A 23,019-nucleotide genomic window follows, 5' to 3' on the forward strand; every position below is an offset into this window, starting at 1 on the left:
AAATTGACGGAAAAAATCACGCGCACTCAAATGGATAGAGTGTGAAGTTAAAGTGATTTATTAAGAGTAAGAACTTTTCGGCATTACCACAGGGGATCTGCTATCGATTGCAGCAGAGAAAGGGGAAGGTGGAGAGTCGATCTGTAAGCCGGGTTTTGTCGAGGACAGTCATTCCTCTACGACGGCCATCACTGGACGCCTCTAGCAACCTACCCGGTTCCGACGCGGGCCACGCCATAAGGAACCCTATTTGGTCTTGCTCCGAGTGGGGTTTACCTAGCCACGAACTGTTGCCAGTCGTGCGGTGCGCTCTTACCGCACCTTTTCACCCTTACCGGCACCGAAGTGCTTAGGCGGTTGTTTTCTGTGGCACTTTCCGTAGGCTCACGCCTCCCAGGGGTTACCTGGCACTCTGCCCTGCGGAGCCCGGACTTTCCTCCCCCTACTTTTGCGGAACAAAAGCAGGCAGCGACTGTCCGATCGACTCTCCGCCGACAAGGGTAACGGCAGGCGGGCGCAAGAACAAGCCTTCACTTAAATAATATCATTAAGCCACTACTGGCTTTTTTGTTTATCCAATGCCGCCTGATAAAGAAGATTCTTACGCACGCCGGTAATTTCAGCCGCCAACGCTGCTGCGCGCTTGAGCGGCAACTCTGCCAATAGCAGATCCAATACGCGCTGGGCTTCGCGACTGATGGCCTGCTCGTCCTGAGGCGCCGTCCAGCCTGCCACCAGCACGACGCACTCGCCGCGCTGCTGGTTGGCATCGGCGGCGACGAACTCGCACAGCTCGCCCAACGGCAGCCCCTTGAGCGTCTCGAACGTTTTGGTCAGTTCGCGTGCTAGCAATGCCGGACGCTCATCGCCGAACACCGCCTGCATGTCTTCCAGGCATTCGAGAATCCGGTGCGGCGCTTCGTAGAAGATCAGCGTACGCGGCTCCTCCCGGACCTGTTCGAGGCGAGCGCGACGTCCGGCCGACTTGGCTGGCAGGAAGCCTTCGAAAATGAAACGGTCCGAGGGCAGGCCGGCCGCCGAGAGCGCGGCGATCAGGGCACAGGCGCCCGGCACCGGCACCACCTTGATACCGGCAGCGCGCGCCTGACGCACCAAATGGTAGCCAGGATCGGAAATCAACGGCGTGCCAGCGTCGGACACCAGCGCCACATCATCGCCTGCCAGCAGTCGCGCGATGAAGCGGCTGCCCTCGTCGCGCTCGTTGTGCTCATGGCAGGCGGCCAGGGGAGTATCAATGCCGAAATGCTGCAGCAGGCGTACCGAATGGCGGGTATCCTCGGCGGCGATCAACGCTGCACCGGCCAGCACCTTGAGCGCCCGGGCGCTCATGTCATCGAGGTTGCCGATGGGCGTGGCCACGACGTAGAGCGTCCCGGCGGTAGATTGTGAAACCCCTGCAACATCCGTCACTGCGTGCACCTGTCTTGCCGATCAAAGGCGCCATTGTAGCCCGAGCACTTGCAACAGCGCGCAAACAACTTCGAACTCGGGCCGCGACAAGCGACCTATAGTGAAGCTTCACCGTCAGCGACATCGCGCCCCGGCCAGTGCTTGGGTACAATCGCCCACCTCCTTGATCGAGTAACAGGATCCTTACATGATCGCTTGCCTGCGGCTGCTCTCAGCCTTCTGTCTCGCTGCCCTGCTGGCAGCCTGCGCCAGCTCGCCCTCATCCAGCCTGGGCGAGTTGCCGCGCACCCCGGACGCCAGCATCGAGCAGTTGCTCGAGAAGGCCGCGTCGAGCAAGTCCGCCGAAGACGCCGCACTGCTGCGCCTGAGCGCGGCCGACATGGCCTACCGGCAGAAGGACTTCCCGCGCGCCGCGCGCATCCTCGAACAGGTGCCACTGGACGGTCTCAAGCCTGCCCAGCAAATCTTCGCCAGCACCCTCGCTGCCGAACTGGCGATGAGTCGTAACCAGCCCAAGGCTGCCCTCACTGCCCTGGCGCACCCAAGCCTGCAACATGTCGGCGAACTGCCCGAGCCACAGCAAGTGCGTACTTACAGCGTGCATGCCGCTGCCTTGGAAGCCGACGGTCAGGCCCTGGCCGCCGCCCAACAGCGCGTCCTGCTGGCGCCACTGCTCAGCGGCGAACCGGCGGCGAAAAACAACGACGCCATCTGGTCGCTGGTCGCCTCGCTGCCTGCCGAACAACTGCAGCAGCCGAGCGCCGACGCAACCCTGGCCGGCTGGACCAGCCTGGCCCTGGCAGTCAAGAGTGCCGGCACCCTGGAACAGCAGCAGGCGGCCATCGACGCCTGGCGTCAGCAGCATCCCGACCACGCCGCCGCCAAGCAACTGCCTGAAGCCTTGGTCAAGCTCAAGCAACTGGCCAGCCAACCGCTGACCAAGATCGCCCTGCTGCTGCCCCAGGAAGGCCCTCTGGCAGGCGTGGCCCGCGCCCTGCGCGACGGCTTCATGGCCGCCCACTTCCAGGCACAGCAGTCCGGTCAGCCAGCTCCGGCCGTGCAGGTATTCGACAGCTCGCGCCTCACCTCGCTGGATGATTTCTACCGCCAGGCCCAGGCCGCAGGCGTGCAGTTGGTCATCGGGCCTCTGGAAAAGCCGCTGGTCAAGAAACTCGCCGATTACCCGCAGCTGCCCATCACCACCTTGGCGTTGAACTACGCCGAAGCTGGGCAGAAATCCTCGCCACAACTGTTCCAGTTCGGTCTCGCTGCCGAAGACGAAGCCCGAGAGGTAGCGCGTCGAGCCCACGCAGACGGTCTGGTGCGCGCCGTGGCCCTGGTGCCGAGCGGCGAATGGGGTGACCGTGTGCTGGCAGCCTTCCGCCAGGACTGGGAAAGCAATGGCGGCACCTTGCTCGCCGCCGAGCGCATCGCCCAGCCCGTGGCCCTGGCTCAGCAAATTGCCGACCTGTTCCAACTGCGCCAGAGCGAAGGTCGCGCCAAGAGCCTGCAAAGCGCCGTGGGCGGTAACATCGCAGCCCAACCGTCGCGTCGCCAGGATATCGACTTCATCTTCCTCGCCGCCACGCCACAGCAAGCGCAGCAGATCAAGCCCACGCTCAACTTCCAGTACGCTGGCGACGTGCCGGTCTATGCCACGTCCAACCTGTACAGTGCCAGCGGCGATGTGAACCAGTACAACGACATGAACGGCATCCGCTTCTGCGAAACGCCATGGCTGCTGGACACCGGCAACAGCCTGCGCCAGCAGGTGGTGCAACAGTGGCCGCAAGCCGGTGGCAGCCTCGGACGCTTGTACGCCATGGGTGTTGACGCCTACAGCCTGGCGCCACGCCTGGGTCAGCTCAAGGCCCTGCCCGACAACCGCATGCAAGGCCTGTCCGGCAGCTTGAGCATCAACGCCAACCAGCGTGTCGAGCGCCAACTGCCATGGGCAGAATTCGCCGGTGGCCAAGTCAAACGCCTGCCGGACACGCCACGCTGATGCACCACGCATCGCCCGCCAGCGCCGGGCTTGCTGCGGAATGCCAGGCCCTGGCCTTTCTCCAGGGTCATGGCCTGCAGTTGCTGACGCGCAACTGGCGATGCAAGGGAGGCGAGCTTGATCTGGTCATGCTCGACGCCGATACAGTAGTATTCGTCGAAGTCCGCTACCGTTTGCATGCGGGCTTCGGCGGCGCCCTGGAGAGTATCGACGGGCGCAAGCAGAAACGCCTGGCGCTGGCCGCCACCGAGTTCCTGCAGAAGGAGTCGCGCTGGGCCCATCGCCCCTGCCGCTTCGACGTCGTCGCCCTGCAGGGCAGCCACCACGCAGGTCGGCCGCTTCAATGGCTGAAAAACGCCTTCGAATGCTGAACCCATTCCGATTTCTTTGCTCTATGTTTCGCGGGCCGGCCCCTGTTGCGCGTCGCGCAGGCCTCCGCCGCACTTAAGGTCACACCAGATGGACATGCAATCCCGAATCCGCCGGCTGTTTCAGGCCAGCATCGATACCAAGCAACAGGCAATGGACATCCTGGCACCCTACATCGAGCAGGCTAGCCTGGTCATGGTCAATGCCCTGCTCAACGAGGGCAAGATGCTCGCCTGTGGCAACGGCGGCTCGGCAGGCGATGCCCAGCATTTTTCCTCGGAGCTGCTCAACCGCTTCGAGCGCGAACGGCCGAGCTTACCGGCCATCGCCCTGACCACCGATAGCTCGACCCTGACCTCGATCGCCAACGACTACAGCTACAACGAGGTGTTCTCCAAACAGATTCGCGCCCTGGGTCAACCCGGCGACGTGCTGCTGGCCATTTCCACCAGCGGCAACTCCGCCAACGTGATCCAGGCGATCCAGGCGGCACATGATCGCGAAATGATTGTCGTAGCATTGACCGGACGTGACGGCGGCGGCATGGCCTCGCTGCTGCTGCCCGAGGACGTGGAAATCCGCGTTCCAGCCACGGTCACTGCGCGTATCCAGGAAGTCCACCTGCTGGCGATCCACTGCCTGTGCGATCTGATCGACAGCCAACTGTTCGGGAGTGAAGAATGATCCCCAAGCGCCTCGGCCTGATGGCCCTGACCCTGTGCCTCGGCATCACCGGCTGCAGCTCGGTGCTGAACGAGACCCGCAATTCGCCTATCGAGGATGACCGCAGCACCCGCACCCTCGGCAGCAAGATCGACGACTCGCTGATCGAGACCAAGGTCTCGGTCAACGTGGCCAAGGCCAGTCCTGACCTGGACAACGGCTCGCACGTGGTGGTCAGCAGCTACAACGGCATCGTCCTGCTCGCCGGCCAAGTGCCGCGCGCTGACCTCAAGAGCCTCGCTGAGCAGACCGCCAGCCAGGTGCAGCGCGTCAAGAAGGTACACAACGAGCTGCAGGTGATGCAGCCTTCGTCGATCCTGGCACGCAATAACGATGCCTGGCTGACCACCAAGATCAAGACCCAGATGCTCGGCGATCCCAACGTCTCCAGCTCACGCATCAAGGTGATCACCGAAAATGGCATCGTCTATCTCCTGGGTCTGGTGACCCAGCAACAAGCCAACGCGGCCACCAATGTGGTACAAGGTGTGTCGGGTGTGCAGAAGATCGTCAAGCTGTTCGAGTACATCGACTGACATCCAGGCGCGGCATTACCGATGCCCGCGCCATCGCGCACATGAATTCGTCTCGTTTCTGACCATTCAGGAAAAGCCATGAAGAAGTCTTTGCTGTCCCTCATCGCCATCGCCGGTTTCGCTGCCCTGGCAGGTTGCTCCACCCCGAGCGTGATCACCCTCAACGACGGCCGCGAGCTGCAGACCCTCGACAAGCCCAAGTTCGATGACGATTCGGGCTTCTACGAGTTCAAGCAGCTCGATGGCAAGCCGACCCGCATCAACAAGGATCAGGTCCGCACCATCAAAGACCTGTAATCCGGGCTTGAAAGCAAAAAGGCGATCCTTCCGGATCGCCTTTTTTGTTACTTGACCACCTTCAAGCTTGGTCGACCGCTGGGTCGCGGTGGCTGACCTCCACCTTCCGGTGGACCGTCGTCATCGGGCTGGACGCTATCGTCTTCCTCGAGCGCCTCATCCTCCATCAGCGCAGGCTCCAGCTCGAAGACCATGCCCTGGCCGTTCTCGCGTGCATAGATGCCCAGAATCGCGGCGCTCGGCACGTACAGCGAATGGGCCACACCACCAAAACGCCCCTCGAAACTCACCGCATCGTTGTCCATGTGCAGGTTGCGCACGGCGCTGGGCGAGATATTCAGCACGATCTGACCATCGCTGGCAAAGCCTTGCGGGACCTGGACCGCTGGATACTCAGCATTGACCAGCATGTGGGGCGTGCAATCGTTGTCGACGATCCACTCGTACAGTGCTCTAACCAGATAGGGGCGACTGGAGTTCATCAACGGCTCCTTAAAGCTTGCGCATTTCACGTTCGGTAGCGGACAGGCTCGCCTGGAAAGGCTCGCGGGCGAACTGTCGCTCCATGTAATCCAGCAGCGGCTTGGCTTGCCGCGGCAGTTCGATACCCAGTACCGGCAAACGCCAGAGGATGGGCAGTAGACAGCAATCGACCAGGCTTTGCTCCTCGCTCATGAAGCAGGCGAACTCGCCGAACAGCGGCGAGACGCCGGTGAGGCTCTCACGCAGCGACTTGCGCGCCTCGCTGCGCGAGGTTTCGCCGGTCCGCGTATCGAGGATGAGATCGGCCAGCGCACACCAGTCACGCTGGATGCGGTGCATCAGCAGCCGACTGTTGCCACGCGCCACCGGATACACCGGCATCAGCGGCGGATGGGGGTAACGCTCTTCGAGGTATTCCATCACCACGGTCGGCTCGTACAAGGCCAGGTCGCGATCGACCAGGGTCGGCACGCTGCCGTAGGGGTTCACTTCGACCAGCTTGGGCGGCAGCCGATCGGCGACGACGTCGACGATCTGCGCATTGACGCCCTTCTCGGCGAGCACCAGGCGCACACGATGGGAATAGTGGTCGGCGGGGTCGGAATAGCAGGCTAACCTGTTGGTTGCGCCCATGTAGCGGCTCCTCGCGGGGGTATGCGTGTGAAACTGCAAATGCAAACGCGCCCTGGAGGGCTGCCGTGCATTCGCATGGCAGCGCCCCAGGGCGCGTTCAACTACCAGCAACTACTGCGTGATCAGTGCACGTCCTTCCAGTATTCGCGCTTGAGCAAGTAGGCGAACACGAAGAAGAAAGCCAGGTACAGCAGGACATAAGTGCCGATGCGCTGACTCTCCAGTTTGACCGGGTTGGCCGAATAGGCCAGGAAGGTCACCAGGTTCTTGACCTTCTCGTCGAACTGCTCGGCCGTCAGGGTACCGGATTTCGGCTCCACGGTCAGCTGATCGCAGGCTTCATGGGTCAGCGGAGCGCCGGTCAGCGGGTCGAACTGCTTCTTGCCATCGACCACGGTCTGGATCTGCTTGCAGCCGATCACCTGATTGCCCTGCAGGCCCACCAGCACGTTGGGCATGCCGACGTTGGGGAAGACCTTGTTGTTCACACCGTAGGGGCGCGACGGGTCCTGGTAGAAGCTGCGCAGGTAGCTGTACAGCCAGTCGTTGCCGCGAACCCGGGCGACCAGCGTCAAGTCCGGCGGCGCCGCGCCGAACCAGGTCTTGGCGTCATCGGGACGCATGCCGATCTTCATGTGGTCGCCAATCTTGGCGCCCGTGAACACCAGGTTTTCCAGCATCACCTCATGCGGGATACCCAGGTCGTCGGCGACTCGCTCATAACGCTGGAACTTGGCGCTATGACAACCCATGCAATAGTTGGCGAAGGTCCGAGCGCCATCCTGCATCGCGGCCTTGTCAGCCAGGTCGATATCGACCTTATCCAGCTCAACGCCATGCTCAGCAGCGAACGACAGGCCAGGCATCAATGCCAGGCAAAGTACTGCAATCAACTTTTTCATCAGCCAGTCACCCTTTCCGGAACCGGTTTGGTCTTCTCGAGCCTCGTGTAGAAGGGCATCAGCACGAAGTAGGCGAAATACAGCACGGTGCAGATCTGCGACAGCAGGGTTCGCCCGGGCGTTGGCGCCAGCACGCCGAGGATGCCGAGGATGATGAAGGCCACACAGAACACCAACAGGAACAGCTTGCTCAGCCAGCCCTTGTAGCGCATCGAGCGCACTGGACTGCGGTCGAGCCAGGGCAGCACGAAGAGCACCGCGATCGCCGCGCCCATGGCGATGACACCGAAGAGCTTGTCAGGAACCGCGCGCAAGATGGCGTAGAACGGCGTGAAGTACCATACCGGGGCGATGTGCTCAGGCGTCTTGAAGGCGTTGGCCTGCTCGAAGTTCGGTTTTTCCAGGAAGTAACCACCCATTTCCGGGAAGAAGAACACTACGGAACAGAATACGAAGAGGAAGACCACCACCCCGACGATGTCTTTGACGGTGTAGTACGGGTGGAACGGAATGCCGTCGAGCGGGATGCCGTTTTCGTCCTTGTGCTTCTTGATGTCGATGCCGTCAGGGTTGTTCGAACCCACTTCGTGCAGCGCCAGGATGTGCAGCACCACCAGGCCGAGAATGACGATCGGCAGGGCCACCACATGCAGGGCAAAGAAGCGGTTCAGCGTGATGCCGGAGATCAGGTAGTCACCGCGGATCCACTGCGTGAGATCGTCACCGATCACCGGAATGGCACCGAACAGCGAGATGATCACCTGGGCACCCCAGTAGGACATCTGGCCCCAGGGCAGCAGGTACCCCATGAAGGCCTCGGCCATCAGCGCCAGGTAGATCAGCATGCCGAACAGCCACACCAGTTCGCGCGGCTTCTGGTACGAACCGTAGAGCAACCCACGGAACATGTGCAGGTACACCACGATGAAGAACGCCGAAGCGCCGGTAGAGTGCAGGTAGCGCAGGATCCAGCCGTACTCGACGTCGCGCATGATGTACTCGACCGAGGCGAAGGCCTCTTCAGCCGAGGGCGTGAAGCTCATGGTCAGCCAGACGCCGGTGACGATCTGGTTGACCAGCACCAACAGCGCCAGGGAGCCGAAAAAGTACAGGAAGTTGAAATTCTTGGGCGCGTAGTACTTGCTCAGGTGCTCTTCCCACATCTTGGTGGCGGGGAAGCGCGCATCCACCCAGTCCATGAACTTGCTCATCATGCGTTCTCCTGATCGACGCCGATGACGATGATGTCGTCAGACTCGTACGAATGCGGCGGCACGGGCAGATTGAGCGGCGCCGGCTGCGACTTGTACACGCGACCAGCGAGGTCGTAGTGCGAACCGTGGCAAGGGCAGAAATAGCCGCCCACCCACTTCGGACCCAGGTCGGCTGGCGCCACTTCCGGACGGAAGGTGGGCGAGCAGCCCAGGTGCGTGCACAGCCCGACAAGGATGAGGATTTCCGGCTTGATCGACCGGACCTGCGGATCGACGTAGGTCGGCTGCACCGACTCCTTGGACTGCGGGTCGGAGAGCTCGCCGGTAAGATTTTGCAGATTCCCGAGGATCTCCGGCGTTCGCCGCACGATGAACACCGGTTGCCCACGCCATTCAGCGACCATCTGCTGCCCTGGCTCGATCTTGGCGATATTGACCTTCACAGGTGCCCCAGCCGCCTTGGCCTTGGCGCTTGGGAACCATGACCCCACGAACGGTACCGCAGCCCCGACCGCCCCTGCAGCCCCCACCACGGATGTGGCAGCTACGAGGAAGCGGCGCCGGCCTGCGTTGACGCCGTCATTGCTCATTCAATCCTCTCCCATCAGCTTTCTTCTCGCCCGTCGCAACAGGCGTCTATTAGTAATGTCTGTGGCGCTAAAAATTGGTCGCCATGGTAGGAAACAAGTCCACACACTGACAAGGTGATTAGCGCTGCCAAGGACACAACCCGCGCTTTGCTTGATCTACGTCTATGTGGCAAGCGCCTGCGAATCCGCTGGGGAGAAATGGCAGACATAAAAAAAGCCCGGTTCCAAAGAACCGGGCTTTTTTCGACTGCCGAAGCGGTATTAACGCTTGGAGTACTGAGGACGCTTACGCGCTTTACGCAGACCCACTTTCTTACGCTCGACTTCACGAGCGTCGCGGGTGACGTAGCCAGCACGACGCAGCGCGCCACGCAGGGTTTCGTCGTATTCCATCAGAGCGCGGGTGATACCGTGGCGGATCGCACCGGCTTGACCGCTGACACCACCACCGGCGACGGTGACGTAGATGTCGAACTTCTGGGTGCTCTCGGTCAGCTCCAGCGGCTGGCGAACAACCATGCGAGCGGTTTCGCGACCGAAGAAGGTGTCCAGAGGACGGTTGTTGATGGAGATGTTACCAGTGCCCGGACGCAGGAAAACGCGAGCGGTTGCGGTCTTGCGACGGCCAGTGCCGTAATTTTGAGTCGCCGACATAATGAACTATCCCGTTAGATCTTCAGTTCTTGAGGCTGCTGAGCAGTGTGAGGGTGAGCAGCACCCGCGTACACTTTCAGCTTGCGGTACATGTCGCGACCCAGCGGGTTCTTCGGCAGCATGCCTTTGACCGCGGTCTCGATGACACGCTCAGGGGCCTTGTCGATCAGCTTCTCGAAGCTGATTTCCTTGATGCCGCCCGGGAAGCCGGAGTGGGAGTAGTACATCTTGTCCGAAGACTTGGCACCAGTGACACGAACCTGCTCGGCGTTGATGACGACGATGTAGTCGCCGGTGTCAACGTGAGGGGTGTACTCTGCCTTGTGCTTGCCACGCAGGCGACGAGCGATTTCGGTAGCCAGACGACCCAGGGTCTGACCAGCGGCGTCAACTACGTACCAGTCGCGCTTTACTGTTTCCGGTTTAGCAGTAAAAGTTTTCATTCTCTAAAGCCTCAGAGGCCGCCCAGCGAAAAATAGACGGCGAATCTTACTGGATAGTGCACAGCTTGCCAAGGGCAAGCGCGCAGCCTCGCATTGGGCGCTAAGTGGGGGCTCGGGTCGGCGCGTCCAATGTTCGACAAAGGTTCCTCCTGCATGGTGGTGCATCACTTCCGCCACACGGAGAGGGTCGTCATTATCCAGATTGCGCTGAGAATATCAACCTGCTTTGATGGCTTATTTCAACTGCAGAGAGCCTTCCCCATGCATTACCGCAAGCTCGGCCGTACCGACCTCGACGTCAGCGCCCTGTGCCTGGGCACCATGACCTGGGGCGAGCAGAACGTCCAGGACGAGGCCTTCGCCCAGATCGGCCTGGCCAAGGCCGCCGGCATCAACTTCATCGACACCGCCGAGATGTATCCGGTGCCGCCGCGCCCGGAAACCTACGCCGCCACCGAGCGCATCATCGGTAACTGGTTCCGCGCCAACGGCGACCGTGACGACTGGATCCTCGCCAGCAAGGTGGCCGGTCCAGGCAACGGCATCAGCCATATCCGCGACGGCCAGCTCAAGCACAACCGCCAGCACATCGTCGCGGCGCTGGATGCCAGCCTCGAACGCCTGCAGACCGATCGCATCGACCTCTACCAATTGCATTGGCCAGAGCGCTCCACCAACTTCTTCGGCAAGCTGGGCTACCAGCACCAGCCCAATGACCTGTTCACCCCGCTGGAGGAAACCCTGGAGGTGCTCGACGAACAGGTGCGCGCTGGCAAGATCCGCCATATCGGCCTGTCCAACGAAACGCCCTGGGGCACCCTGAAGTTCCTGCACCTGGCCGAGACCCGCGGCTGGCCACGGGCGGTATCGATCCAGAACCCCTACAACCTGCTCAACCGCAGCTTCGAGGTGGGCCTGGCGGAAGTGGCGATCCGCGAGCAATGCGGCCTGCTGGCCTACTCGCCGCTGGCTTTCGGCATGCTGACGGGCAAGTACGAGGACGGCGCCCGCCCCGAGAACGCCCGCCTGACCCTCTTTAGCCGCTTCGCCCGCTACTCCAACCCGCAGACCGTGGCCGCCTGCAGCCGCTACGTGCAACTGGCCCGCGAGCACGGCCTGGACCCCGCACAGATGGCCCTGGCCTTCGTCACCGGCCAGCCCTTCGTCACCAGCAACATCATCGGCGCCACAGACCTGAAGCAACTGCAAAGCAACCTCGCCAGCGCCGATCTGGTGTTGAGCGACGAACTCCTGGCAGCGATCGAAGCCCTGCACCAGCAGCAGCCCAACCCCGCACCTTGAGGAAGCGGCAAGCGGCAAGCGGTAAGCGGCAAGAAAAAGCAGGGCGTGGGTGCCTGGACTATCGCTTGCCGCTTAAAGCTTGCAGCCAACCGGAAAACATAAGACGATCCAGCCGGTGATTGACCACTTTCCCCTATAAGAACAACGACGATGATGTTTACCCAACCCTCCGCGTCATTGCGGCGCGTCAGCATCCTGGCAATCGATAAAGTCTTCGCATCGACACTGATGCAGGCCAAGGACTTCTTCCACCTGGCCAGCCTGCGCTACAGCAAACAGCTGGGCCTGGGCCTGCAGTCGATGTTCGAGATTCACCTGGTAAGCCCAGATGGCCAGCCCGTCAACAGCTTCAGCGATGTTCAGTTGCCCGTGGACGGGGCACTGGGTGACGCCGACGTGATCATCCTTCCGGCCTTCTGGGAAGACTTCGACAACCTGCTCGCCCGCTATCCCCAAGTGCTACCCTGGCTGCGCGAGCAGCACGCCCGCGGCGCCGTGCTCTGCGGCGAGGCCAGTGGGGTGCTCTGGCTCGCCGAATCGGGGCTGCTCGACGGCAAGGAGGCGACCACCTACTGGCGCTTCTTCAACAGCTTCGCCGAGCGTTTCCCGAACATTCGCCTGAACCAGGACAAGCACCTGACCGACGCCGACAACCTGTACTGCGCAGGGGGCACCACCTCGGCCTGCGATCTGTACATCTACCTGATCGAGCGTTTCTGCGGCGCGAACGTGGCGCGCGCCGTGGCCCGCGACATCCTCTACGAGGTGCAGCGCAACTACACCCCAGGACGCATGGGCTTTGGTGGCCAGAAGCTGCACCAGGACCTGATCATCCTGCAGGTCCAGCACTGGCTGGAGGAGCACTTCGCCGACAAGTTCCGCTTCGAGGACGTGGCGCGCAACCATGGCATGAGCATTCGCAACTTCATGCGCCGCTTCCAGGGCGCCACTGGCGACAAACCGCTGCACTACCTGCAGCGCCTGCGCATCGAAACGGCCAAGGGCCTGCTCTCCAGCACCCGCAAGAGCATCAAGACCATCAGTTATGAAGTCGGCTACGACGACGCCAGCTTCTTCGCCCGTCTCTTCCGCCAGCACACTGAACTGTCCCCCAACCAGTATCGCCAGCAATTCATGCAGGAGGCCTAGGCCTCCTGCAGCGGCAAGCTGTGAGCTTCAAGCTGCAAGAAAAAGCCAGAGCAGATCGCATTCTGCTCTGGCTTTTTCTTGCAGCTTGCAGCTTGTCGCTTGTCGCTTGTCGCTTGTCGCTTGCCGCTGCCCGCTAGGGCTTGTGCGCGCGCGACAGGAATTCGTGGGACTGCATTTCCAGCAGGCGGCTGAGGGTGCGCTGAAATTCGAAGCTCAGGCGACCGCCGGTGTAGAGGTCTTTGAGCTCGACCTCGGCCGAGATGATCAGCTTGACGTTGCGGTCGTAGAACTCGTCGACCATGTTGATGAAACGCCGGGCGATGTCGTCGGTGGTGACGCCCATCTGCTCGACGTTACTCAGCAGCACGGCGTGGAAGATCTTGCCCAACTCGATGTAGTCGTTCTGGCTGCGCGGGCCGTCGCACAGCGCGCGGAAGTCGAACCAGGCGACATCGTCGCAGGTGCGCAAGGCATGGATCTCACGGTTCTCGATCACCAGCACATCGTTCTCGACGGCCTGGGTGCACTCCGGCGTCAGCGCCTTGAAGCTGGCGCGCATGCTCTGCTCGGCGGCCTCGTTGAGCGGGAAATGGAACAGCTCGGCTTGCTCCAGGTGACGCAAGCGATAGTCCACGCCACTGTCGACGTTCACCACCTCGGTGTACTGCTTGATCATGGCGATGGCCGGCAGGAAGCGCGCGCGCTGCAGGCCATCCTTGTACAGGCCGTCCGGCACGATGTTGGAGGTGGCCACCAACGACACGCCGTTCTTGAACAACTCTTCCATCAAGGTGCCGAGAATCATGGCATCGGTGATATCGGAGACGAAGAACTCGTCGAAGCAGATGACCCGCGCTTCCTGGGAGAAGCGCTTGGCGATGATCGTCAGCGGATTCTTCTCACCCTTGAGGGTCTTCATTTCCTCGTGCACGCGCTTCATGAAGCGGTGGAAGTGGGTACGCATCTTCTCCTTGAACGGCAGCGCCTCGAAGAAGGTGTCGACCAGGTAGGTCTTGCCCCGCCCTACCCCGCCCCAGAAATACAGGCCTTTGACCGGCGTCTGCTCCTTCTTGCCGAACAGCTTGCCGAGCATACCTGGCTTGTTGTTCTGCGCGGCGATCAGGTCGTCGTACAGGCGCTGCAAATGACGCACCGCCGTTTCCTGCGCCGCGTCATGGAAGAAGTCGGGGCGTTTGAGATCTGCTTGGTATCGTTCTAGGGGCGTCATGATTTCGTTAGCGAGGCAACAAAAAACGGGCCGTCACTGTAGCGAGCGGCCCGCATAATGGCAATTGGCGTTGCGGCGGATTGATCCGGTCAGGTTGACCCGATCAGGAATGACCCGGTCAGGTTGACTCGGTCGGGAATGACTCAGTCGGCCTGCGGCGCAAGCGCCTCGCGCAGACGTTGTACAGCAGCATCGCGGCTTTGCTCATCGACCGCCTGCGGCCCTTCGGCCACCTGCTCGTCCGCCAGCCACAGCGAGAAGCCCAGGCCCTCGACCCGCACATCAGCGTCGCCGCCCTGCTGCAGTTGCTTGCTCACCGCACCCGCGCTCTTGCCGTCGGCGAAGCGCTTGGACAGCAGCAACTGCTCACCGTCGGCGGCCAGCAGGCGGAAGCGGAAGCTGCCGTCTTCGTCGCGGAAGCTAACGAAACGTGCACTCTTGACCGCCTTTTTCTTGCCTTCGGCGCTGGCCTGAACGCTGCTGCGGAACGAACGCAGGCCGACCGATTCGCGAAGTTGCTCGAGGAACGGCGTGGCGATCTTGCGGGCTTTGGCAGCGCCCGCCAGGAGGATGTCTTCGAGATCGGCGGGGCGCGCGATGAGCTGATGATAGTGCTCGCGCTTCTCGGCCAGTTGACCGTCGAGCAGTTGGAACAGACGCTGTTTCGCTTCGCCCCAGCCCAGGCCTTGCAGCAGCTCCTCGCGGAACTCGCCTGCCTGGTCCACGCTGGCGAAGGCCTGGTACAGGGTGAACAGGTGCGCGTTGTCCGGATCCTTGGCCTCGCCCGGGGCGCGCGAATCGGTGACGATCCGCGAGATGGCGTCCTTCATGTCCTTGGCGCTGGTGAACAACGGGATGGTGTTGTCGTAGCTCTTGGACATCTTGCGCCCGTCCAGGCCCGGCAGCGTGGCCACGCTTTCCTCGATCAGCGCCTCGGGCATGACGAAGAACTCCTTGCCCTGGCCGAACAGATGGTTGAAGCGCTGGCCGATGTCGCGGGCCATTTCCACGTGCTGGATCTGGTCACGGCCGACCGGGACCTTGTGCGCGTTGAACATGAGGATGTCGGCGGCCATCAGTACGGGGTAGCTGTACAGGCCCATCGACACACCGGCGTCCGGGTCTTCGCCGGTTTCCAGGTTCTTGTCCACCGACGCCTTGTAGGCGTGGGCGCGGTTGAGCAGGCCCTTGGCGGCCACGCAGGTCAGCAGCCAGGTGAGCTCGGGAATCTCCGGGATGTCGGACTGACGGTAGAAGGTGACCTTGTTCGGATCCAGGCCGCCGGCCAGCCAGGTGGCGGCGATTTCCAGGCGCGAGCGCTGGATGCGCAGTGGATCGTCACACTTGATCAGGGCGTGGTAGTCGGCCAGGAAGTAGAACGAGTCGGCACCGGGCTGCTGGCTGGCGAGGATCGCCGGGCGGATGGCGCCGGCGTAGTTGCCCAGGTGCGGGGTGCCGGTGGTGGTGATACCGGTGAGAATGCGCGTGGTCATGGGAGATCGCTTGTTCAGGCTTGGCTCAGTTCGAAAGACGCGGCAGCAGCAGATCCTTCAGATCGGTCAGCTTGCCATGGAAGAAGTGTCCGCATTCTGCCACTTTCAGCAGCGCATGGGGGCGAGTCAGCGCGTCGGACCATTCATAGACCAACCGAGGCTCGACCACCTCGTCGGTGTCAGGCTGGATCACCGTCAGCGTGCAGCGCTGCGCCAACGGGAACTGCTCGGTCAGGCGCATCACCGCCGGGGCGACCATGAACAGGTGCGCCAGCTCCACGCCAGCCGCCTCCAGGCGACCGGCCAGGCTGGCCGCGACGAAGCCACCGAAGGAGAACCCCATCAGCACTAGCGGCAGGCCGGGGTGGCGCTCGCGCAGCCAGGCCGCTGCCGCTTCGGCATCGGCCACTTCGCCGGCGCCCATGTCGTGGCTGCCAGCGCTCTGGCCGACGCCCCGGTAGTTGAAGCGCAAGGTGACGTAGCCGGCGTCACGGCCGGTACGTTGCAGGGTCGAGACCACCTTGTTGAGCATGGTGCCACCCTGGACTGGGTTGGGGTGGCAGATAAGCACCGCGCCACGGGCGTCGGCCACATCCAGGTACAGCGCCTCCAGAGGACCGCAGGGGCCATCGATGAACAAGGGGGTTTCGCGGACAAGCAAGGCACTACTCCGTGACCTTGGCAAAGGTCGATTCGTCTAGGAGGGGAATTCTGTTCTGATTTGCGATCGCTCGCGGTATACAGCGCAGGTCTGAGCCGTTAACGTAAAGCAAAGCCGTTTATAGAGGAAGGACTCGTGGAACACTCGCTCCTTGTTTGGTTGCTGCCGACCGTGGCACTGGTCGTTGGTGTCGTCGTCGGTTTCGCCCTGGCCCGCCTGCTTCCCAATGCGGCTCCCAGCAGCACGCAACGCCAGTTGGACGATATCCAGCAGCGTTTCGACAATTACCAGAACGAAGTGGTCACCCACTTCAACAGCACCGCTTCGCTGGTGCGTAAACTCACCCAAAGCTACCAGGACGTGCAGGAACATCTGGCCGACGGCGCCAATCGCCTGGCCCTGGACGAACTGACGCGTCAACGTCTGCTGGCCTCGCTGCACCCCGATGCCGCCCACGGCCCGCGTGATCGCCTCACGCCACCGAAGGACTCTGCCGAGGTGCCGCTGGACTACGCGCCGAAAGCCCCGAATTCGCCCGGTATGCTGGACGAGAGCTATGGCCTGAAGCGCTGAAACTCGAACCAGGCCGCTTGCAGCGGCCTTTTTCATGTCTCGACGAAGGTGAGGAACGGCGTTTCAGACACTCGCCCGTAACGCCTGACCCAGGTCGGCCAGCAAGTCTTCGATATCCTCAAGCCCCACCGACAACCGCACCAGCCCTTCAGAAATGCCGTGTTCGGCCCGCTCCTGGGCGGTATAGCTGGAATGGGTCATGCTCGCCGGATGCTGGGCCAGCGACTCGGCATCGCCCAGGCTCACGGCCCGGCTGAACACCTGCAGCGCGTTCATGAACCGTCGCCCGGCCTGCTGCCCGCCCTTGAGTTCGAACGCGATCATGCCGCCGGGCAGGCGCATCTGTCGCTGCGCCAGACCGAACTGGGGAAAACTCGACAGGCCAGGGTAGCGAATCACCTCGATCTGCGCCTGGCGCTCGAGGAACTGCGCGACGCGCAACGCGTTGCTGCAGTGACGCTCCATGCGCAGCGCCAGGGTCTTGAGGCCGCGCATGAGCAATGCAGCGTCCTGCGCCGAGAGCACCGCGCCGGTCATGTCCTTGAGGCCTTGCAAGCGAATACGCTCGATCAGTGCCTGGCGCCCCAACACCAGCCCGGCCGTGAGATCGCCGTGACCGCTGAGGTACTTGGTGGCCGAGTGCACCACCAAGTCCGCCCCCAACTCCATTGGCCGTTGCAGATAAGGCGTGCAGTAGGTGTTGTCGACCGTCACCAGTAGCTCATGCCGGCGGGCCACGCCGACCACTGCGGGGATGTCGACCAGGTGCATGTTCGGGTTCGCCGGGGTCTCGAAATAGATCATGCGCGTCTGCGGGGTGATCGCCGCTTCGAGGGCGGCGAGGTCGTTCAAATCGACGTGACGGATCTTCACGCCGAACTCGCCGATGCCGTGGTGCAAGAAGGCGAAGGTGCAACCATAGAGGGTCTCGCCAACGATCAGCTCATCGCCAGGGCGCAACAAGGTCCACAGGGTCGAGGTGATGGCGCCCATACCCGAGGCCAGCGCCAGCCCGGCCTCGGCCCCCTCCAGCGAGGCCATGCGTTGCTCCAGCAAGGCCAGGGTCGGGTTGGAAATACGGCTGTAGACGTGCCCGGCCTGTTCGCCGGCGAAGCAGGCCGCGCCATATTCGACGCTCGCGAAGGCGTAGGTGGCAGTTTGATAAACCGGCGGCACCAAGGCGCCGCCGTGGGACTGAGGGTCGTAACCCAGGTGAATGGCGCGGGTGGAAAATCCTGGCTTGTGGCTGGCGGCGCGCATGGCATCGGCCTCGTTGTTGTTTGTTCTAAGCTTATGCCCGGTGAAAGGCGAAACTATTCCAAACTGTCCCGCCGCTGAACGAATTCCTGGAATGGAAACACTTAATCGATCAAACAAAGGGCATAACATGCCAACGCCTCTGGACCGCACCGACCGCGCTCTTCTGAACGCGCTGCAGAACAATGCTCGCCTGACCGTGGCCGAGCTCGCCGACCAGGTGTCGCTGACCACCTCACCCTGCTGGCGGCGGGTCAAGCTGCTGGAAGAAGCCGGCTACATCACGGGCTACCAGGCCACGCTGTCACCCAAAGCCCTGGGCTACGGCGTTACGGCCTTCGTCAGCATCATGATGGAGTCGCACAACAAAGAAGCCGCTCGAGTGTTCGAGCAACGGCTGATGGAGATTCCGCAGATCGTCGCCTGCCACAACGTGTCCGGACGCTATGACTTCCTGCTGGAAATCCTGGCCCACGATCTTGAATCGTTCGGCGAATTCGCCCGCGAAGTGCTGCAGACGCTGCCGGGGGTGAAGGAGATCTACTCGAGTTTTTCGTACAAGGCGGTGAAGCAGCGGCGGGTGATTCCGGTGGCGGAGCGACCGTTATAAACCCGCTCAACCGTCGGCCAACGTTCTGCCGCTTTGGGCGCGTACGATTTGAGTGAAGCGCTCGGGCGTCGAATCGGCGGCCCTTATGGATTCAGTAAAGACTTGGCCGACAGCACCGGGCTGCTACGCAACCCCGTGACTGTCGGCCAATCACCCAACTGGCGCGGAACCTGGAGCCCGCGTCCTAGCGCAGCCTTAAATAGCGCCGCGCTGGCGCAGTACCTCAAGCACCTGCTTCACGCCGTCCTCGACGCTGGTGCTCTGGGTATCGATCACCAAATCCGCATCCAGCGGCACATCGAACGGGAAGCTCTCGCCCGGGATGTTGTCGCCACCGGCAGCATACAGCCCCTGCGGGTCGCGCTCGCGGCAGACCAGCGGCGAGGCCTGCACGTAGACGGTGACCAGACGGTCCTTGCCGATCAGCGCCTTGGCCTGCTCACGGCCTTCGGCATCCGGGGCGACGAACGCCGCCAGGGTCAGCAGACCGGCTTCGTTGAACTGGCGCGCCACATGGGCGGCACGGCGCCAGTTCTCGGTACGTCCGGCGCGATCCTGCGGTAAGCCCTTGTTCAGGTCATGGCGCAGGTTCTGCCCGTCGAGCACGTACACCGCGCGGCCCATGTCGAACAGCTTGCGCTCCACGGCATAGGCCAGCGTGCTCTTGCCGGCGCCGGACAAGCCGCTGAACAGCACCGTCGCCGGCTGCTGGCCGAAGCGCAGGGCGCGCTCCTCGGTCGAGACATGCGCGGCCTTGCCGTGCTGACCGGCGCCGCCATGTGGCAGTACAGGCTCGGCGATGATCATGCCGGCACCGACGGTGCCATTGGTCAGGCGGTCGATGACGATGAACGCCCCGGTGGTGCGATTGCTGTCGTAGCCGTCGAGGGCGATGGCAGCGTCCAGCGACACCTTGACCCGGCCGATCTCGTTCAGTTGCAGCGCGCTGGCGGCGCCCTTCTCCAACGTGTTCACATCGACCTTGTGGGCGATGCTGGCGATCGAGCCCGGCACATAGCTGGTGGCGCGCTTGATGTCGTACTTCTTGCCCGGCAGCATCGGCTCTTCGGCCATCCACACCAGCATGGCGTCGAACTGGTCGGCCACCTGCGGCACGTTGTCGGCATGCACCAGCAAGTCGCCACGGGAGATGTCGATCTCGTCTTCCATGGTCAGGGTCACGGCCTGGCCAGGCCCGGCGTTCTCCAGCTCACCTTCGTAGGTGACGATGGACTTGACCCGGCTGCTCTTGCCCGACGGCAGCACCACGATCTCGTCGCCCTTGTGCACCACGCCACTGGCCAGGGTGCCGGCGAAGCCACGGAAGTTCAGGTTTGGACGGTTGACGTACTGCACTGGGAAGCGCAGGTCGGTGACATTGCGGTCGGCCGCCACTTCCACGGTTTCGAGGATTTCCATCAGCGCAGGGCCGGTGTACCACGGCGAACGCTCGCTGCGGTTGACCACGTTGTCGCCCTTGAGCGCCGACATGGGCACGAAGTGCAGGCTGCTCGGCTTCAGGTCGATGGCTTCGGCGAACGCCAGGTAATCGGCCTTGATCGACTCGAACACCTGCTCGTCGAAGCCCTTGAGGTCCATCTTGTTGACCGCGACCACGATGTGCTTGATGCCCAGCAGCGAGGCAATGTAGCTGTGGCGGCGGGTCTGGGTCTGCACGCCATAGCGGGCATCGACGAGGATGATCGCCAGGTCGCAGGTGGACGCACCGGTGGCCATGTTGCGGGTGTACTGCTCATGGCCGGGGGTGTCGGCGATGATGAACTTGCGCTTGGCAGTCGAGAAGTAGCGGTAGGCGACATCGATGGTGATGCCCTGCTCGCGCTCGGCCTGCAGGCCATCGACCAGCAGCGCCAGATCGACTTCCTCGCCGGTGGTGCCGGACTTCTTCGAGTCACGGGTGATGGCCTCGAGGTGGTCCTCGTAGATCATCTTCGAATCGTGCAGCAGGCGCCCGATCAGGGTGCTCTTGCCGTCGTCGACGTTGCCGCAGGTGAGGAAACGCAGCAGTTCTTTGCGCTCGTGCTGAGCCAGGTAGGCGAGGATATCCTCGCTGATCAATTCGGATTGGTGACTCATTTCATTCGAGCTCCAAGCTGTAAGCGTCAAGCGGCAAGCCTGTCGGCGTACAACTAGTTAGACATTCTGTTGATCAACCCACTCAGCATTCTGGAGAGCTCGCGGGTTTCATTAATCCAGCCGCTAGCCAGCCCAGCGTCGATGTAACCTATCTCACCACCGATCATCAGCTGTGTACGCAACTCCCCGCAGGACGCTTTCGCAACGCTGAGATACCAAACCTTCTCTCTGCTCCCGCGCCGCTCCATGCCCTCGGCAATATTGGACGGGATGGAAAGTGCTGACCGCGTGACCTGATCCTTGAATCCATAATCACGACACCCAGCCAGTATCCGGTACAACTCAATGGCCAAACGCTTACTTCGTTGCCAAACTGCCAGCTTCTCAAAATCCATTACGAGCACTCCGAGCCGCCCGCAATACGGCGGCAATCCACAAGTCTCAAACGCTACGCGTTCAGCTTCTGTCTTGCAGCTTGCCGCTTGTAACTTGAAGCTTAGAAATACCCTTGGCGTTTCTTGTCTTCCATGGAACCTGCGCCATCGTGGTCGATGACACGGCCCTGGCGTTCGGACGTGCGCGTCAGGAGCATTTCCTGAATGATGTCGGTGAGCGTCTCGGCTTCCGACTCGACAGCACCCGTCAGTGGGTAGCAGCCCAGGGTTCGGAAACGCACCTTCTTCTTGACGATGCGGGCTTTCTCTTCATCGGTCAGATGCTCGAGAATGCGCTCGTCGTCGATCATGATCAGGGTGCCGTTCTTCTCGATGACTTCGCGCTCGGCGGCGAAGTACAGCGGCACGATCGGGATGCCTTCGAGGTAGATGTACTGCCAGATGTCCAGCTCGGTCCAGTTCGACAATGGGAAGACGCGGATCGACTCGCCCTTGTTGACCTTGCCGTTGTAGACGTTCCACAGCTCCGGACGCTGGTTCTTCGGATCCCAGCGGTGCTTGCTGTCGCGGAACGAATACACGCGCTCCTTGGCCCGCGACTTCTCTTCGTCGCGGCGCGCACCGCCGAAGGCGGCGTCGAAGCCATGCTTGTCCAGCGCCTGCTTGAGGCCCTGGGTCTTCATGATGTCGGTGTGCTTGGCACTGCCGTGGGTGAAGGGGTTGATGCCCTGCGCCACACCCTCGGGGTTGACGTGGGTGATCAGCTCCAGGCCCATTTCCTCGACCATCTTGTCGCGGAAGCGGTACATCTCCTGGAATTTCCAGCGGGTGTCGACGTGCATCACCGGAAACGGCAGCTTGCCCGGGAAGAAGGCCTTGCGCGCCAGGTGCAGCATCACGGCGGAGTCCTTGCCGATCGAGTACAGCATCACCGGATTGTCGAACTCGGCGGCCACCTCGCGGATGATGTGGATGCTTTCCGCCTCCAGCTGTTTCAAGTGCGTCAGTTTGTCGACCATGGCTACTCACGAAAAACGATCTTATGGACGGCCAGCGGGCCGTGTTCGAGCGGAGCACTTTATCACAGCGTCTGATTCTATTTAGGCGGTCAGCTAGATCGAAACGGTCTAATGATATGACTGCCGGTTTGGCCCTCGTACGCGGTATTCAAATCGGATTGGGGCAGTCGATGAACAGGTGTTCGAGGGCGAAGCGCCTGGCCAGATAGTCGCCCAGCGCCTGCACGCCATAGCGCTCGGTGGCGTGATGCCCGGCGGCGATGAAGCTGACGCCGTTCTCGCGGGCACTGTGGAAGGTCTGCTCGGACGCCTCGCCACTGATGAACAGGTCCACACCGGCAGCGATGGCAGCATCGATGTAGCCCTGCCCGCCGCCGGTGCACCAGCCCACCCGACGAACCAGGCTCTGGCCCTCGATCAATAGCGGCTCACGGCCCAGCGCCTCATGCACGCGGCGGGCGACATCGCTGGCGGCCATGGGCTCGGCCAGCGAACCGATCAGGCCAATTACCCGTGGATTGTCCGGATCGAGCGGGCCTTCGACGGTGATGTCGAGCTGGCGTGCCAACTGCACGTTGTTGCCGACTTCCGGGTGCACGTCCAGCGGCAGGTGGAACGCCAGCAGGCTGATGTCGTGCTTGAGCAGGGTCTTGATGCGGCGCTGCTTGATACCAGTGATGCACGGGCTTTCGCCCTTCCAGAAATAACCGTGGTGTACCAGCACCAGGTCGGCGTCGGCCTCGACCGCCGCGTCGAGCAAGGCCTGGCTGGCGGTTACGCCGGTGACGATGCGCCTGACCTGCGCACGCCCTTCGACCTGCAAGCCATTGGGGCAGTAATCCTGGATCTTGGCGCTGCCAAGGTAGCGCTCGGCTTCCTCGACCAGGGTGCTCAGGGCGACGGCCATCCACATATCTCCTCGTAATTCGCTGCTTCAACGGGCGCCAGGCCTCGT

General features: G+C 62.2%; 25 protein-coding genes and 1 other RNA gene. 9 read left to right on the forward strand and 17 right to left on the reverse strand.

Features of this window, described 5'->3' with window-relative positions; translation table 11 throughout:
- Positions 1 to 128: 128 nt before the first annotated feature.
- Together rnpB and rsmI are read right to left on the reverse strand one after the other, a co-directional pair.
- An RNA gene (rnpB, locus tag NJ69_RS22230) (RNase P RNA component class A) lies at positions 129 to 488 on the reverse strand.
- Positions 489 to 555: 67 nt separating this feature from the next.
- On the reverse strand, positions 556 to 1,431 hold the full coding sequence (gene rsmI / locus NJ69_RS13650) for a 16S rRNA (cytidine(1402)-2'-O)-methyltransferase (RefSeq protein WP_039579859.1): 876 nt from the start codon (positions 1,429 to 1,431) through the stop codon (positions 556 to 558).
- Between the two features lie 187 nt (positions 1,432 to 1,618).
- Between rsmI and NJ69_RS13655 the strand changes: the two genes are divergently transcribed.
- The 5 genes from NJ69_RS13655 (at position 1,619) to NJ69_RS13675 (ending at position 5,361) form a co-directional block, all read left to right on the forward strand.
- Positions 1,619 to 3,436, forward strand: coding sequence for a penicillin-binding protein activator (locus tag NJ69_RS13655; RefSeq protein WP_039579862.1), 1,818 nt, complete (start codon positions 1,619 to 1,621; stop codon positions 3,434 to 3,436).
- A complete protein-coding gene (locus NJ69_RS13660; RefSeq protein WP_029612138.1) occupies positions 3,436 to 3,807 on the forward strand; it encodes a YraN family protein in 372 nt (123 codons plus the stop codon). The genes NJ69_RS13655 and NJ69_RS13660 overlap by 1 nt, the downstream gene beginning before the upstream one ends.
- An 88-nt stretch (positions 3,808 to 3,895) precedes the next feature.
- On the forward strand, positions 3,896 to 4,489 hold the full coding sequence (locus tag NJ69_RS13665) for a phosphoheptose isomerase (RefSeq protein ID WP_029612137.1): 594 nt from the start codon (positions 3,896 to 3,898) through the stop codon (positions 4,487 to 4,489).
- The gene (locus NJ69_RS13670; RefSeq protein WP_039579865.1) at positions 4,486 to 5,064 is read left to right on the forward strand and encodes a BON domain-containing protein; all 579 of its coding nucleotides are present in this window, start codon (positions 4,486 to 4,488) and stop codon (positions 5,062 to 5,064) included. Before NJ69_RS13665 ends, NJ69_RS13670 begins: the two co-directional genes overlap by 4 nt.
- Before the next feature lie 78 nt (positions 5,065 to 5,142).
- Entirely contained in the window at positions 5,143 to 5,361 is a 219-nt protein-coding gene (locus tag NJ69_RS13675; RefSeq protein ID WP_029612136.1) for a YgdI/YgdR family lipoprotein, read from the forward strand.
- A gap of 47 nt (positions 5,362 to 5,408) precedes the next feature.
- Here NJ69_RS13675 and NJ69_RS13680 read toward each other — a convergent pair whose 3' ends face one another.
- From NJ69_RS13680 to rplM, 7 genes are all read right to left on the reverse strand, one after another.
- Positions 5,409 to 5,843 carry a ClpXP protease specificity-enhancing factor gene (locus tag NJ69_RS13680; RefSeq protein ID WP_029612135.1) on the reverse strand — a complete coding sequence of 145 codons (435 nt, stop codon included), beginning with the start codon at positions 5,841 to 5,843 and terminating at the stop codon, positions 5,409 to 5,411.
- 10 nt (positions 5,844 to 5,853) lie between these two features.
- Complete coding sequence (locus tag NJ69_RS13685; RefSeq protein WP_039579868.1) at positions 5,854 to 6,477, reverse strand: glutathione S-transferase N-terminal domain-containing protein; 624 nt, start codon at positions 6,475 to 6,477, stop codon at positions 5,854 to 5,856.
- Positions 6,478 to 6,599: 122 nt separating this feature from the next.
- Positions 6,600 to 7,379 carry a cytochrome c1 gene (locus tag NJ69_RS13690; RefSeq protein WP_039579871.1) on the reverse strand — a complete coding sequence of 260 codons (780 nt, stop codon included), beginning with the start codon at positions 7,377 to 7,379 and terminating at the stop codon, positions 6,600 to 6,602.
- Entirely contained in the window at positions 7,379 to 8,590 is a 1,212-nt protein-coding gene (locus NJ69_RS13695; RefSeq protein ID WP_029612133.1) for a cytochrome b, read from the reverse strand. The genes NJ69_RS13690 and NJ69_RS13695 overlap by 1 nt, the downstream gene beginning before the upstream one ends.
- Positions 8,590 to 9,183, reverse strand: coding sequence for a ubiquinol-cytochrome c reductase iron-sulfur subunit (petA, locus tag NJ69_RS13700; RefSeq protein WP_039579875.1), 594 nt, complete (start codon positions 9,181 to 9,183; stop codon positions 8,590 to 8,592). Before petA ends, NJ69_RS13695 begins: the two co-directional genes overlap by 1 nt.
- 261 nt (positions 9,184 to 9,444) lie before the next feature.
- The gene (rpsI, locus tag NJ69_RS13705) at positions 9,445 to 9,837 is read right to left on the reverse strand and encodes a 30S ribosomal protein S9 (protein WP_029612131.1); all 393 of its coding nucleotides are present in this window, start codon (positions 9,835 to 9,837) and stop codon (positions 9,445 to 9,447) included.
- 14 nt (positions 9,838 to 9,851) lie between these two features.
- Entirely contained in the window at positions 9,852 to 10,280 is a 429-nt protein-coding gene (gene rplM, locus NJ69_RS13710) for a 50S ribosomal protein L13 (protein WP_029612130.1), read from the reverse strand.
- A 261-nt stretch (positions 10,281 to 10,541) separates the two neighbouring features.
- Between rplM and NJ69_RS13715 the strand changes: the two genes are divergently transcribed.
- Together NJ69_RS13715 and NJ69_RS13720 are read left to right on the forward strand one after the other, a co-directional pair.
- Positions 10,542 to 11,582, forward strand: a complete 1,041-nt coding sequence (locus NJ69_RS13715; protein ID WP_029612129.1) for an NADP(H)-dependent aldo-keto reductase — start codon at positions 10,542 to 10,544, stop codon at positions 11,580 to 11,582.
- A gap of 252 nt (positions 11,583 to 11,834) precedes the next feature.
- Positions 11,835 to 12,731 carry a GlxA family transcriptional regulator gene (locus NJ69_RS13720; protein ID WP_167335982.1) on the forward strand — a complete coding sequence of 299 codons (897 nt, stop codon included), beginning with the start codon at positions 11,835 to 11,837 and terminating at the stop codon, positions 12,729 to 12,731.
- A 133-nt stretch (positions 12,732 to 12,864) separates the two neighbouring features.
- On the opposite strand, the gene zapE is transcribed toward NJ69_RS13720, so the two are convergent.
- The 3 genes from zapE to NJ69_RS13735 form a co-directional block, all read right to left on the reverse strand.
- On the reverse strand, positions 12,865 to 13,959 hold the full coding sequence (gene zapE / locus NJ69_RS13725; RefSeq protein ID WP_029612127.1) for a cell division protein ZapE: 1,095 nt from the start codon (positions 13,957 to 13,959) through the stop codon (positions 12,865 to 12,867).
- Positions 13,960 to 14,102: 143 nt separating this feature from the next.
- Positions 14,103 to 15,452: a tryptophan--tRNA ligase gene (locus NJ69_RS13730; protein WP_039579879.1), complete on the reverse strand. Its 1,350-nt coding sequence runs from the start codon at positions 15,450 to 15,452 to the stop codon at positions 14,103 to 14,105.
- 25 nt (positions 15,453 to 15,477) lie between these two features.
- Positions 15,478 to 16,113: an alpha/beta hydrolase gene (locus tag NJ69_RS13735; protein WP_039579881.1), complete on the reverse strand. Its 636-nt coding sequence runs from the start codon at positions 16,111 to 16,113 to the stop codon at positions 15,478 to 15,480.
- Between the two features lie 135 nt (positions 16,114 to 16,248).
- Between NJ69_RS13735 and NJ69_RS13740 the strand changes: the two genes are divergently transcribed.
- A complete protein-coding gene (locus NJ69_RS13740; protein WP_029612124.1) occupies positions 16,249 to 16,686 on the forward strand; it encodes a YhcB family protein in 438 nt (145 codons plus the stop codon).
- Positions 16,687 to 16,749: 63 nt separating this feature from the next.
- Here NJ69_RS13740 and NJ69_RS13745 read toward each other — a convergent pair whose 3' ends face one another.
- Complete coding sequence (locus tag NJ69_RS13745) at positions 16,750 to 17,946, reverse strand: methionine gamma-lyase (protein ID WP_039579885.1); 1,197 nt, start codon at positions 17,944 to 17,946, stop codon at positions 16,750 to 16,752.
- A gap of 127 nt (positions 17,947 to 18,073) precedes the next feature.
- Between NJ69_RS13745 and NJ69_RS13750 the strand changes: the two genes are divergently transcribed.
- Complete coding sequence (locus NJ69_RS13750) at positions 18,074 to 18,553, forward strand: Lrp/AsnC family transcriptional regulator (protein ID WP_029612123.1); 480 nt, start codon at positions 18,074 to 18,076, stop codon at positions 18,551 to 18,553.
- 195 nt (positions 18,554 to 18,748) lie between these two features.
- Here NJ69_RS13750 and cysN read toward each other — a convergent pair whose 3' ends face one another.
- The 4 genes from cysN to NJ69_RS13770 all read right to left on the reverse strand — a co-directional run bounded on the left by cysN (position 18,749) and on the right by NJ69_RS13770 (position 22,971).
- The gene (gene cysN, locus NJ69_RS13755) at positions 18,749 to 20,650 is read right to left on the reverse strand and encodes a sulfate adenylyltransferase subunit CysN (protein ID WP_039579888.1); all 1,902 of its coding nucleotides are present in this window, start codon (positions 20,648 to 20,650) and stop codon (positions 18,749 to 18,751) included.
- 53 nt (positions 20,651 to 20,703) lie between these two features.
- Positions 20,704 to 21,045 carry a four helix bundle protein gene (locus NJ69_RS13760; protein ID WP_029612122.1) on the reverse strand — a complete coding sequence of 114 codons (342 nt, stop codon included), beginning with the start codon at positions 21,043 to 21,045 and terminating at the stop codon, positions 20,704 to 20,706.
- A gap of 101 nt (positions 21,046 to 21,146) precedes the next feature.
- Positions 21,147 to 22,064, reverse strand: coding sequence for a sulfate adenylyltransferase subunit CysD (gene cysD / locus NJ69_RS13765; protein WP_029612121.1), 918 nt, complete (start codon positions 22,062 to 22,064; stop codon positions 21,147 to 21,149).
- Positions 22,065 to 22,212: 148 nt separating this feature from the next.
- The gene (locus NJ69_RS13770) at positions 22,213 to 22,971 is read right to left on the reverse strand and encodes a Nif3-like dinuclear metal center hexameric protein (protein WP_039579891.1); all 759 of its coding nucleotides are present in this window, start codon (positions 22,969 to 22,971) and stop codon (positions 22,213 to 22,215) included.
- Positions 22,972 to 23,019: the final 48 nt, after the last annotated feature.

This window comes from Pseudomonas parafulva, from assembly GCF_000800255.1.
GTDB lineage: Bacteria > Pseudomonadota > Gammaproteobacteria > Pseudomonadales > Pseudomonadaceae > Aquipseudomonas > Aquipseudomonas boreofloridensis.